The sequence below is a fragment of the Enterococcus sp. DIV0086 genome (assembly GCF_050498705.1).
Lineage (GTDB): Bacteria > Bacillota > Bacilli > Lactobacillales > Enterococcaceae > Enterococcus > Enterococcus faecalis.
The window spans coordinates 2,367,019-2,379,750 of record NZ_JBNIDN010000001.1 but is presented as its reverse complement, the minus strand read 5'-3'; the positions used below and the strand labels follow the sequence as shown (position 1 = coordinate 2,379,750).

At 37.5% G+C, this 12,732-nt stretch carries 14 protein-coding genes; 2 read left to right on the top strand and 12 right to left on the bottom strand.

Annotated features, from left to right (window positions below):
- Positions 1 to 197 precede the first annotated feature (197 nt).
- Positions 198 to 1,163, top strand: coding sequence for a class 1b ribonucleoside-diphosphate reductase subunit beta (gene nrdF, locus IGI63_RS11585; protein WP_002355357.1), 966 nt, complete (start codon positions 198 to 200; stop codon positions 1,161 to 1,163).
- A gap of 39 nt (positions 1,164 to 1,202) precedes the next feature.
- On the opposite strand, the gene IGI63_RS11580 is transcribed toward nrdF, so the two are convergent.
- The 7 genes from IGI63_RS11580 to IGI63_RS11550 form a co-directional block, all read right to left on the bottom strand.
- Positions 1,203 to 2,489 (bottom strand): TPM domain-containing protein, encoded by a 1,287-nt coding sequence (locus tag IGI63_RS11580; RefSeq protein ID WP_429975828.1) that lies wholly within the window; start codon positions 2,487 to 2,489, stop codon positions 1,203 to 1,205.
- 44 nt (positions 2,490 to 2,533) lie between these two features.
- Complete coding sequence (locus tag IGI63_RS11575) at positions 2,534 to 3,103, bottom strand: LemA family protein (protein ID WP_002385314.1); 570 nt, start codon at positions 3,101 to 3,103, stop codon at positions 2,534 to 2,536.
- Between the two features lie 158 nt (positions 3,104 to 3,261).
- On the bottom strand, positions 3,262 to 3,963 hold the full coding sequence (locus IGI63_RS11570; RefSeq protein ID WP_002355354.1) for an MgtC/SapB family protein: 702 nt from the start codon (positions 3,961 to 3,963) through the stop codon (positions 3,262 to 3,264).
- 95 nt (positions 3,964 to 4,058) lie between these two features.
- A complete protein-coding gene (gene nagB / locus IGI63_RS11565) occupies positions 4,059 to 4,760 on the bottom strand; it encodes a glucosamine-6-phosphate deaminase (protein WP_002355352.1) in 702 nt (233 codons plus the stop codon).
- A gap of 130 nt (positions 4,761 to 4,890) precedes the next feature.
- Entirely contained in the window at positions 4,891 to 6,099 is a 1,209-nt protein-coding gene (locus IGI63_RS11560; RefSeq protein ID WP_002383706.1) for an LCP family protein, read from the bottom strand.
- Between the two features lie 149 nt (positions 6,100 to 6,248).
- Positions 6,249 to 7,229: a diaminopimelate epimerase gene (gene dapF, locus IGI63_RS11555; protein WP_002361202.1), complete on the bottom strand. Its 981-nt coding sequence runs from the start codon at positions 7,227 to 7,229 to the stop codon at positions 6,249 to 6,251.
- 147 nt (positions 7,230 to 7,376) lie between these two features.
- The gene (locus tag IGI63_RS11550; protein WP_429975827.1) at positions 7,377 to 7,985 is read right to left on the bottom strand and encodes a superoxide dismutase; all 609 of its coding nucleotides are present in this window, start codon (positions 7,983 to 7,985) and stop codon (positions 7,377 to 7,379) included.
- Between the two features lie 193 nt (positions 7,986 to 8,178).
- Between IGI63_RS11550 and IGI63_RS11545 the strand changes: the two genes are divergently transcribed.
- Complete coding sequence (locus IGI63_RS11545; protein ID WP_002355344.1) at positions 8,179 to 8,988, top strand: DUF1189 domain-containing protein; 810 nt, start codon at positions 8,179 to 8,181, stop codon at positions 8,986 to 8,988.
- Positions 8,989 to 9,022: 34 nt separating this feature from the next.
- On the opposite strand, the gene IGI63_RS11540 is transcribed toward IGI63_RS11545, so the two are convergent.
- The 5 genes from IGI63_RS11540 to IGI63_RS11520 are packed head-to-tail and all read right to left on the bottom strand — an operon-like array spanning position 9,023 to position 12,703.
- On the bottom strand, positions 9,023 to 9,442 hold the full coding sequence (locus tag IGI63_RS11540) for a PTS sugar transporter subunit IIA (RefSeq protein WP_002363016.1): 420 nt from the start codon (positions 9,440 to 9,442) through the stop codon (positions 9,023 to 9,025).
- A gap of 9 nt (positions 9,443 to 9,451) precedes the next feature.
- The gene (locus IGI63_RS11535; protein WP_002401733.1) at positions 9,452 to 10,441 is read right to left on the bottom strand and encodes a serine hydrolase domain-containing protein; all 990 of its coding nucleotides are present in this window, start codon (positions 10,439 to 10,441) and stop codon (positions 9,452 to 9,454) included.
- 12 nt (positions 10,442 to 10,453) lie between these two features.
- The gene (gene murQ / locus IGI63_RS11530) at positions 10,454 to 11,344 is read right to left on the bottom strand and encodes an N-acetylmuramic acid 6-phosphate etherase (RefSeq protein ID WP_002355340.1); all 891 of its coding nucleotides are present in this window, start codon (positions 11,342 to 11,344) and stop codon (positions 10,454 to 10,456) included.
- A gap of 14 nt (positions 11,345 to 11,358) precedes the next feature.
- Entirely contained in the window at positions 11,359 to 12,210 is an 852-nt protein-coding gene (locus tag IGI63_RS11525) for a MurR/RpiR family transcriptional regulator (RefSeq protein WP_002355339.1), read from the bottom strand.
- A gap of 16 nt (positions 12,211 to 12,226) precedes the next feature.
- On the bottom strand, positions 12,227 to 12,703 hold the full coding sequence (locus tag IGI63_RS11520) for a PTS system mannose/fructose/N-acetylgalactosamine-transporter subunit IIB (protein WP_002355337.1): 477 nt from the start codon (positions 12,701 to 12,703) through the stop codon (positions 12,227 to 12,229).
- Positions 12,704 to 12,732: the final 29 nt, after the last annotated feature.

Here is a 12,732-nt window from a genome sequence, read left to right as displayed (position 1 = left end):
AAAGCACTTAAATAAGGCGTTCTGCTTGAGCGTCTTATTTTTTAGGAATGTTCTCTTTTTAAACAGGACATTTTCAGATATACTGGACAAAGAAGAACGGCTGCACGCTCCTATTTGGACTCTGTAGAACGTTTTAAGCGAAGAAACGAGACAACTAGTCAAACAGACTGCTGTCCCAGCATACAGGAGGAATAACCATGGCAACGTATTATGAAGCAATTAACTGGAACGCCATTGAAGACGTCATTGATAAATCCACTTGGGAAAAATTAACCGAACAATTTTGGTTAGATACACGGATTCCGTTATCCAATGACTTAGATGATTGGCGGACTCTTTCCGATTTAGAAAAAACTACTGTCGGCTACGTTTTCGGCGGTTTAACTTTATTAGATACTGTTCAATCAGAAAGCGGCATGGATCAACTGAGAAATGATGTGCGGACGCCTCATGAAGAAGCCGTCTTAAATAACATCCAATTCATGGAATCTGTCCATGCCAAAAGTTATTCTTCTATCTTCAGTACATTAAATACAAAAAAAGAGATTGATGATATTTTTGAGTGGACAAATACCAACAAACATCTGCAATATAAAGCAGAACGGATTAACGAAATTTATAAAAACGGCACTCCGTTAGAGAAAAAAATTGCTAGTGTATTTTTAGAAACGTTTTTATTCTATTCTGGGTTCTACACTCCTCTTTACTATTTAGGAAACAATAAACTAGCGAACGTCGCTGAAATTATTAAATTGATTATCCGTGATGAATCAGTGCACGGCACGTATATTGGCTATAAATTCCAATTAGGATTTAATGAATTACCAGAAGATGAGCAAGATAAACTAAAAGACTGGATGTATAATTTACTTTACGAATTGTACGAAAACGAAGAACGTTATACAGAAGAATTATATGATGACTTAGGTTGGACCGAAGAAGTAAAAACCTTTTTACGTTACAACGCCAACAAAGCTTTAATGAACTTAGGTATGGATCCCTTATTTGCGGATACAGCCAATGATGTGAACCCGATTGTAATGAATGGTATTTCGACAGGAACTAGCAACCATGACTTCTTCTCCCAAGTAGGAAATGGCTATTTACTAGGAACAGTTGAAGCCATGAAAGATGATGACTATCTTTACGGTTTAGATAAATAGCAAAAAGCTAGAAACGATTAACGTTTCTAGCTTTTTATTTTACCAACTTCCTGAGGCACCGCCACCGCCGAATGAGCCGCCACCGAATGAACCACCACTGCTGCTACCAGAACTACTATGATTAGACGGATTGTATTGTGAGTTTAAATAAGCATACGTCAAAACACTACCATCATAACTATATAAAGTATCTCCTACTAATAAACGCCCAAAAGATTGTTTTTTTGCATTTGGATATATACTTAGTAAAGAACCACGCTTAGTGGCACGTCTTATTTTCCCTTTTGTGGCAAATAACGTTGCTCCATTAAGATATAAACAATAAAAAGAAGTCTTTTTCATCTTATTTAATACTTTCTTTGTCTGTTCTGAGTTATTTAGGACAGCCTTTGTTGGTAAACAATTCAAATAATCTTGATACATTTTTTTAACAAGTTTTCTTGTTCTTAAAATTTGTAAAATATAAACAGCACAAATGAGCATCCCAGCAATACTTGCCATTAAAAGAACATTTCTTTTCGTTGTGTTAGTGTTTAACTCTGCTTGTATATTTGTTAATTCATTATCCACTTGTGCGGTTTTTGAATTGATTGCAGCCGATACTTGATCAATAATTTTATTGAGACCTGTATTATAATCCTCGTCTCTAAAAGCCTCTTTTACTTCTTCATTATTAATAATATCATCCGCATAGCTATCCGTTAAAATACTCTCTAAGCCATATCCAACTTCCAAGCGAGACTCGCGATCCTCAATTGCCATTAGAAAAACCACACCATTATTTTTTTCACGATCCCCTACACCTAATTGATTAGCAATCTTATTGCTGTAAGATTCAACAGATTCCCCACTAGGTAACGCAGGAACGGTAATAAGCATAAATTGTGCGCCATTCGCATTTTCCAACAATTGTTGATTCAATTGAAACATTTTCTGTTTAAGTTGATTTGAGACAATACCTGCATTATCTGAAACATAGATATTAGCATCATTAATGTTCAACTGCCCATTCGTTCCAGTAATTGTCACTAATTCATTTTCACCAGTTATTTCTTGTTTAGAAAAGTTATTTATTGTTGTCTGGGTTGACGCTTCAGTCATTTCCCCTGCTAAGATATCGTCTCTCTTTTTTTGTAAGGCATGTTGCTTCTCTCTCAGTGCAGTTTGTTTTGCTTCATAAGAGATTCCCTTTCCTTCATACCAAGCAGCCATTCCTAATATTAAAATCATACTCAAACTAATTACCACAACAATCGTTGTATTCCGCTGATGCTTTTTATAAAACAAACGAACTTTTTCTTGAATTTTTTCGACTTTTTTATCCAACCTTCCTCACTTCTTTCTTTTTAACCCAAATTTTCTATAAATTTTTATTTAAATTTTACTTGCGGCACTTCTTTTCCCTGCTCTGTCGCAACATAGTTAGTTTTCTTCTCAAATCCTAAAAGTTTTGCAATTATTTTATCAGGGAATTTTGAAATCTGTTGGTTATATGTTTCAACAGCTTGTATATAGTTACGGCGTTCAACAGAAATTCGATTTTCAGATCCTTCTAATTGAGTCATTAAGGTTTTGACATTTTCAGAAGAAGCTAACTTTGGGTAATCTTCATTCAATACTGTAACAAAATTACCTAATCCTTTTTCAATTTGCTCATTTGCTTGCCCTTTTTCAGAAGAAGATTTTGCTCCTGCGTATGCTTTACGTGCTTCCGTTATTTCTTTTAAAACTTCTTTTTCTTGAGTCATACTGCCTTGAACACTACTGACAAGATTAGGAATTAAATCAGCACGTCTTTGCATTACATTCTCTACTTGTGACCATTCTGCTTCGACTTTATTATCTAAAGTAATCAATTGATTATAAGCTTTCATCACAAATGCACCAATAATCACAACGACAACAACAATAATACTAAGAAATTTATTTTTTTTATTCATCTTACTTATCACCTTTCTTTCTAACTCGTAATACAATCATAACTCTTTTGTAATCTTTTTGAAATATTAAACTTAAAAAATCAGTCCTAGGTCCTAGAAGAAAACCGCCATAAGCATTTTAACTTATAGCGGTTGTCATTAATTATAAATAGATGTTTCTACACATTAATCAATCGTAATTTTGTTACATTATTTGAAACAGATAGATCTTCGATAACATCGGCATACGTTAGGCCTTTAGGCAAATCAATAGTATAGATATTCGTATAGATTTTTGTATCATCTACCCAAGAAACATTGAAATTCACATCATAAATTTCAATATGTTTTTCTTCAAAATACTGATTAATAAATTCTTTGGTTTCTTGTTTATGTTGATAGCGAATTTCTAATTTTTTGATTGTTGGTACGTGAATAATTCGTTTGACAATGGTTAAGGCAAATAATACACCGATAAAACTTGTTAAGGCAATCGTATAGTAGCCCATGCCCACCGCGATCCCTAAACCAGCAACGGTCCATAGTGACGCTGCTGTCGTCAATCCGGTGACACTTTGTTTCGTTACAATGATGGTTCCAGCACCTAAAAAGCCGATTCCACTTACAACTTGTGCGATCAACCTTGCTTGATCTGAACGAATGACCCCCGTCAAAGCCGGATTAGCTAACGCATCTTTCAATGCATTGATTGCAATTTGCGACTGAATTAACGCAATAATAGCCGCGCCCATACAAACTAAAATGTGAGTGCGCATCCCTGCTGGGCGATTCTTATATTGTCTTTCAAAACCAATTGCGCCACCCATCACCATCGCTAGGACTAACCGTAAAATAATTTCTGGAATTGTTAGCTGTAACATCCTTTTCACCTCTTCTTCTATTACTTCCAGTATAACAAAAAAAGAACTTGAAACATAAGGAAATCCTTATGTTTCAAGTTCTTTTTCATCAACGATTATAATTTACTTGCAGCTGCATCATCAATGATTACAACAACATCTTGATGGTTTTGTAATGCACTTGCTGGCATGTCTGTTGTTACTGGTCCGTCAATCATTCCTTTAATGGCCTCTGCTTTTGCTTCGCCATAAGCCATTAAAATCATTTTTTTACCTTTCATGATTGAGCCAATCCCCATAGAAACAGCACGTGTTGGGACATCTTCTACTTTGTCAAAATAACGTTTGTTTGCGTTGATTGTTGATTCAGTCAACTCAACGACATGTGTTAAGCTATCTAGAGGTGTGCCTGGTTCGTTGAAACCGATGTGTCCATTTTGACCAATACCTAAGATTTGGATATCTACTGGATGTGCATCGATAATTTTTTCATATTCTGCGGAAGCAGCATCTAAATCTTCTGCTTTACCATTTGGTACAAATGTTTCTTTAAATGGTTTTTTGTCGAATAAGTGTTTGTTCATGAAATAACGGTAACTTTGCTCATCTTCGCCACCTAAACCAACATATTCATCTAGGTTTACAGAAGTCATTTCTGTAAAGTCGACATCACTTGCTGTCATTTCTTTATATAATGTTTCTGGTGTACTACCTGTTGCTAAGCCTAAAACTTTCGCACCATTGTTCATACCTTCTTTAATTAATTCAAACGCTTTTTTGCCGCCTTCTTCTGCATTTGCTACACGGATAATTTGCATTTTGACACGCTCCTTACGGTTTATTTTGGTATAGTCCAATTATAACACCTTCTGAAAAAAATTTCTAGAATAAAAGAAAAAAACTTCTATTTCTCATCAGAAATAGAAGTTTTCGAGCTTGTTTAACAGATTAATATTGTGGTGCGTTGGGATCCACATACGTATTTGGATCAGCATAAGCGTTTGGATCTGTGTACGTATTTGGGTCAACGTACGTATTCGGATCATAGGCTCCTTCTGCTGCTTGTTGCGTATTGCCGTTGTATTCTGTTTGTCCGGCTGTGGTGTCCGCTGTGCTACTCGAACTAGTAGAGCTATTGGCACTTGAATCACCAGATTCACCAATCAGTGCAGTATCTGTAACAGCATAGCTAAACTGATTATAAAAGGCTAAATCTTTTTCACGTTCAGAAGCATGTTCTTTTAAACCAAGTTGTTTTCTAAGCGTTGTTTGTGTTTTGTATAAGCTATTTGGATCTAGGACTTGATAATAAATATCATCAATGGTTGCACTGTATCCTTGTAATTGTTCTGAGTCAATTGTTTTAAAGGCAGACAAATATTTTGATTGGATGTCCATCATGTCATCCCAGGTTAAGTCTGTTTTTACATTGGCTTCAACAGCATCAAGAATTTTTCGATATTTTGAAACACCATCAAAACTCATGACTTTGCGCACAATTTTCTCAACAACTTCTCGTTGGCGGCGTTGACGACCCACATCTCCTTCAGGATCTTCGTGACGCATCCGCGCATAAGCCAAACCTGTCGTGCCATCTAACTTGATTTTACCTGCTGGAACAGTAATACCGTCCAACGTAAATTCACCAATCGTATTATCTACTTCAATACCGCCTACCGCATCAATCAGGTCTTTTAACCCTTTCATATTGATGGATACATAGTGATGGATGGGAATATCCAGTAATTCTTGGACTGTATTAATCGCCATTTCGGCGCCACCAAATGCATAGGCATGGTTCAATTTGTCTTGTGTGTCATTTCCAACAATATCTGTTAGAATATCTCTATCCAAACTGATCATTGTGGACTTGTTTTCTTTCGGGTTGATGGTTACAACCATTGTAGTATCTGAACGACCTTGTTCTGTTCGACCTAAATCGCCTGTGTCAATCCCCATTAAAAGAACAGAGAATGGTTCTTGCGCATCAATATTGGCCGTGGCTCCTTTATTGGACTTACGGTTAACTGATTGATAGATCCCATTAATTGTTGAATTGGCATCTGAATACATCTTAATCCCGTAAGCACATACCCCAGCTACTACCACTAGCAAGACGCTCAAAAAGCCCAGTACTACTTTTTTCCATAGTTTCATAAGACACTTCCTCGTTTATCTAAGAATAATTCTTAATTCATGCCCTTTATTTTCTCATAGTTTGCTTATTCAAGCAATATTTTTTATTTTTTGGAACAAGAACTTAACACAATTGTAAAATAAAAGAGCGCTTTATCAAGGAACAATTGTTATTTTTGAGAAAGTGTTTGCAGAAATTCTTGATAATGTTTCTGTTCATTCGTTTCAGTGATAGTTATTTTCTCAAATGCACCATTTAGTAAATCAGTCAGTGATCCTTCAATCAAATGCGTAATCGTGGCATTCCCAATTAATTCCATCCAATAACTGCCATCAGACGTTTCGTGGACGACTGTTTTCACCATACCTCCAGCATTTTTGACGGTTATTTCTTCATAAAAAACACCATCTTTCAATAACGTATAAAGTAAACTACTTGCGCACATAGCTGTCCCACAAGCACTTGTAAAACCTACACCACGTTCATACGTTCGAACAAATAGTTGATTTTTGCCAAGAATTTCAACAAAACTCACATTTATCCCTTCTGGAAAATACGGATTTTCATTATTTACATAGGTAGCGATTCGTTCAAATTCTGGACCATTTAAGGTTTCGTGATCCACAAATGCTACAAGGTGCGGATTAGGCACTGCTACCGCTGTAAAGCGAATGGTGTTAGATAAGGCTGGTACGATTTCATCAATTAATGTTTGGACCCCTAAATGCATTGGGATAGTGACTGCTTCAAAACTTACTGGTGAAATTTCCACTTGGTAAGTCGCTACTTCTTCAGCTAAATTGGGGGCTTGACGTACTTTCAAATCTGCAAACATTGTTTCAACTGTAAATGATTTTTCTTGGTTTTTTTCAGCTAAATAACGGGCAACCGTACGCAAGCCGTTCCCGCACATGCTTGCTTCACTACCATCGCTGTTAATCACTCGCATTCTAGCATTGGACGTGCCGTGAGTCCCTTCTCCTACCAAAAGTAACCCATCTGCTCCCGCCAATAATCCTGTTTCCCGCGAACATAACTGGATGCGCAATTGCTCAATTTCCTCAGCGGTTAAAGAACGCTCAAACTGTGTTTCATCCAATAAAAAGAAATCATTTTCTGACCCGTGTACTTTTTGCATCATAACATTCATTTTTTTAGCTCCTTCTTTATGTATCCGTTATCTTTCCCTACTTACTTTAGTATGCCATAAACGAACAACTATTTCGACCCTGGATTTGTAAAAGGAAAGAGTCAAATGACAGCCGTCATTTGACTCTTTCCTTCACAATTGGCAAACTTATTTTGTTGCAGCAAAAAGTTCGTTTACTTTATCCCAGTTAACAACGTTCCAGAATGCTTCAATGTAATCTGGACGAACGTTTTTATATTTTAAGTAATACGCATGTTCCCAAACGTCAAGACCTAAAACAGGTGTTTGACCATCCATTAATGGTGAATCTTGGTTTGGTGTTGAAGTGATTTCTAATTTACCGTTATTCACAACTAACCAAGCCCAACCTGAACCAAAACGGCCAGTTGCAGCTGTTTTGAAAGCAGCTTTCATTTCATCAAAGCTACCAAATGTTTCATCGATTGCTTCTTTAATAGCGCCAGTTGGTTGTCCACCAGCATTTGGTGCCATAATTTCCCAGAAGAATGTATGGTTTGCGTGACCGCCACCATTGTTACGAACGGCAGTACGGATATCTTCAGGAATAGCATTCATATCTGAAATTAGGTCTTCTACAGATTTTTCGCCTAATTCTGGATGTTTTTCAATCGCTGCGTTTAAGTTAGTCACATAAGTGTTGTGGTGTTTATCATGGTGTAAGTGCATTGTTTCCACGTCAATGTAAGGTTCTAATGCATCATAAGCATATGGTAATTCTGGTAATGTGTAAGTCATTTTTTAAATCCCCCTATTTTTTAGTATGTAACATACGTCTTTCATACAACTATTATGATAACAGAGTGAACCGCTTTCTACAAAATAGTTTGCTTGCCAAAAGAAAAGTTTTACAAAAGAGGGAGATTACCTTGTGTTTCCCTCATAAATTCGCTAGAATGACCTGTAGAAGAATGATGTGAGGAGTAAATAAATGAATACATTGCAATTATTTAAGCAGGCCTTTTTTTCAGTTTCAGAATTACGGCATGCGAAAAAAATGGCGTTTTGGAAAGTAATTCTCTATGCTGTTTTTTTAAGTGCTATTTTAGCACTACCTATTACCAAACAAGTCTTTTCTGTGCTACAAGAGGTGCAACAAGATGGCCAAAAAATTGCAGAAAAGTTGCCTGACTTTTCTATTGAAAATGGCACGTTGCAAACAAAGGCCAAAGAATCTGGTTTTATTTATCAAACCGACTCGATTATTTTTACGTTTGATCCAGATGGAAAACGTACAGCCGCTGATGTCCAAAAGGATTTAATTGGTAATGCGTTTGGTTTGGCTTTTTTACAAGATGAATTTGTAGTCGCCTTACCAAATTCAGGCGCAACTGAATCAATTCTAGGCACCGACCAATTTATCTTCCCCTATAGTAAAGGAACCTTAGATGGCGTTAACGCTCAGAGTATCAAGACTGCGCTAAGTGAAGCAGCGATCCCCTGGTGGACAAAACTTATTGTCTTTTTAGTGGCTATCTACCCTGTTCTAATCGGTTTAGTTTTAGACTTACTTATTGCCGCTATCGGTGCATCTCTCTATTCAAAATTACGTTTTTATTCTTTACGTTTGATTGATTGTTTAAAAATTATTACGTATTGTGCTACCGTGCCAGTCATCTTAAGTGCTATTTTAAACTTCGTAAATCCGATGTTTAACGATGGCATCCTAGTTATTTTACTAAGTCTGTTCTTTTTCTTTGTCACAACCAAAAACGAACCACGGAATATCCCTGGTTCTTAAAAAAAGGTGTTGTCTTTGAGACAACACCTTTTTGCTATTCTTCAAATTCTTCTTCATCTGTTAATTCAGGTAAGTCAATCGTGGTCACCGCAGATTGGCCAATTTGCGTTAAATATGCAGCTAATTCATCCACATTTTCCACAGGTGAGACGGCTGCTTCAATTGCCATTGCTAAATTAAGTCCAGCGACTACTCGCAATTGCGGATAAGTGCCCATGGCCATCATAGCCACATTACAAGGTGTTCCTCCTTTTAAATCAGCTAATACAAGCGTCGGGACATTGCCAGCTTCTTTTAAGATTGCTGCCAGTTTTGCTTGCGTGCCGCTCAAGCCATCTTCTGCGGTCATTGACACAATCGCAGCATCTGCTAATTCCCCGACAATCATTTGAGTAGAAGCTAAGGTTTCTTCTGCCATCCGTCCATGGCTCATTAAAATTAATTTTGGTTTCATCATATCCTCCTAAAAATACTGCTGATAAATTTTTGTTCGTGCTTTCAGAAAGCCACGTTCTTCACGAGTGGGATGAATCCGATTCGTCAGCAAAATTAGGGCTTCTTTGGTCTCTTTTTTCATACCAATCGCCGTTCCAGTAAAGCCAGTATGATACAAATAGCCTGCCCCTGCTTGCGTCTTTTTCACTTCCCAACCAAATGTACGTCCCCCTTGGTTCATAGACCAGAGAGCATCGAACATTTTTTCAGAAAATAATGGTTTGCCAGACGGGTAGCGATTGTTCATAAAACACTGAACAAAAGTGAGTAAATCTGGTAAAGTTGCAAATAAACCTGCACTGCCAATTGGCGCTTTTAGTTGATAGGCTTTCGAATCGTGGACCACTCCCTGAATAACGCCGCGTTGTTTTGTAATCTCTGTGGGCACTGCCTGGGCAAAATCGCTGACCGTAAAACTTGTATGCTGTAGGTTCATTGGTTGAAATAAGTATGTTTGAAAGCTCTCTTCTAATGAGCAGCGATCCAATACTTGAATAATTTCTCCCAATAAGTAATACCCTAAATCAGAATAAGTGGTTTTCCCTCGTTCAGATAACGAATGCGTTAAAATGATTTCTTGCAAGCTTTTTTTTGTGACATTTTTCTTATCGACAACATCAGCTGGCAGTCCGCTCTGATGCAGTAGAAGCTCCCCAATCGAACAAGATAGTCCTTGATAATCAGGTAGGATTTCCCCCACAGTGGTTGAAAAAGTAAGCTGATTTGTATCGATTAATTGTAACATTCGATTTGTTGTCCCAATAACTTTCGTTAAGGACGCTAAATCATACAGGCTAGCTGATGAAACCTTTTGTCTTGCAAATGGACCAGTATTACCTAAAAAGCCCGTATACTGTTCTGATAAGCTATCTTCTGTGATCGTCCCCCAAGCGACACCCGGAACGACTTGCTGATTAATCAGTCTCTGAATTGTTTCTTGAATTGCGATTTGATTCATTGTTCACCACTTCTATGCTAAAACTTCTGAAATCCGTCCGTCATGTTCTGCTAATAGTTGTTTGGCTTTTTGAAAATCAACGTGGGCTTTCGCCATTACAATGGCTGGTGCCACTTCTAGCTGTGCTGCCTCCAAGTATTCTTTGGCTTGCGATTCCTCGATTTCTGCTGCTTCTTTAATGATATTCGTGGCACGTTGAATTAATTTTTCGTTCGTTGGTTGTACGTTGACCATCAAATTTTGATAGATATTCCCTACTTTAACCATAATCCCTGTTGAAAACATATTTAACACCATTTTCTGTGCTGAACCCGCTTTCATTCTAGTTGATCCTGTAATGACTTCCGGTCCTACAATTGGCGCAATCCCAATTTCCGCCAATTGATTCATCGGACTTTGATTATTACAGGTAACTGAAATGGTTAGAGCGCCCACTTTTTTTCCGTATTCAATTGCGGAAACAGCATATGGTGTCCGACCACTAGCAGCAATCGCAATTACGACATCTCGGGCGGTCAATTGATGTTGCGTTAAATCTTCGATAGCTAATTCTTTCGAGTCTTCAGCACCTTCAATTGCTTGATACATTGCTTTTTCACCACCAGCTAAAATACCAAATGCGCGTTCTGGCGACACACTATATGTGGGCGTTAATTCAATCGCATCCAAAGCACCTAAACGTCCAGACGTTCCTGCACCACAATAGATTAAACGGCCCCCTTTTTTAAATCGTTCTGCCGCTGCATCAATTGCTGCAGCAATCTGCGGAAGCACCTTTTCAATTGCTTGTGCTACCTTTTGGTCTTCTTGATTTATTAAAGTTACCATTTCTAATGTTGACACTTGGTCAATCTTTTTAGTCGCTTCATTTCTGGCTTCTGTCGTTAATCCTTCTAAGTTCATTTGCTTGCACACCCCTACTTCTCTTTTAGACGGCTGACAAGTTGACTCGTTTCAATCATATTGCGTTCAATTTCTGTGTCTAAATCATCTTGAATTGAACCTAAATACAGAACATCGCCAATTGCCATTGACGAAGCAATCGATGAAATAGCCCCAACTCGAATGAGGTGCTCATTATTGGGGACTAAAAGAACTTCATCGCTCAATGATCGCACGTTTTCTCCATCGTTACTGGTAATAAAAATAACCGTTGCGCCTCTATTTTTGGCAATTTCACAGGCGATTAAGGCTTCTTTTGTCAAACCACTATAGGAGACCGTGATCAAAATGTCTTGTGCCGTTGCATAATTTAAAAACTCCAACATCATGTGACTATCATAATTAAAAATTGCTTGGCGACCAGCGCGGTTAAACTTGTGATAAAGATTATAAGTCGTTAAAGAAGAGGCACCAATTCCAACCAAATGAATTTTTTCCGCTTTTTTAACATGCGCGATTGCTCGTTCCAAGGCTTGTTTATCCACTGTATAAAATAAATCCTCAATCGTAGCATTTAATAAAGATTCCACTTTCATACAAATAGTATCCACCGAATCATCCGCCGCTACAATTGGATCAATATCTTTTTTACCGTTACTGGCAGCTTGTACCGCTGCAATGGATAGTTTTAACTCTTCCCAGCTGTCAAACCCTAATTGTTTAGAAAAACGGGTAACTGATGCTGGAGAAGTTTCGCTATTGCTAGCAATTTCGTTTGCTGTTAATGAGAGAAGACGGGTCGGATCCTTCAGTATATAGTCTGCGATTCTCTTATTTACTTTGGAAAAGTCCTTATATTTTTGTCTGATTGAACGGATTGGCTCCATCTTCTCATCTCCATTTCTATTTTATGAAAGTTAAAATTGCTTCGTTTGGTTCAGAAGGGATCATCTGTGCGGTAATAGTCACCCCATTATCTGTTAAACGACGAACAGTTTGAATATCTTCATCGGTTAATGCAACAGATTTTTTAATTGCTCGACTGCCTTCTTTTTGAGAAATATTGCCGACATTGAAGCTCTGCAACGGAACACCACCATCAATTAAAGCCGCCATATCTGCAATGTCTTTCGTAATTAAAAAGACTTTTTCTTCATCATAATTGCCTGCTAAAATTTTTTCAATCGCTTTACGTTTCGATAAAATGGATAATTTAACTCCTGCAGGCTTGGCCATTTTTAAGGCACCAATTTGTAATTGATCTTTGACAGCGGCATCATTTACTACCATGATTCTTTGTGCTCCAACCGTATTCGTCCAAACGGTTGCAACTTGTCCGTGAATTAAACGCTCATCTACTCTTGCATGTACAATTGTCATAATAAATCTCTCCTATTATATACTATTTT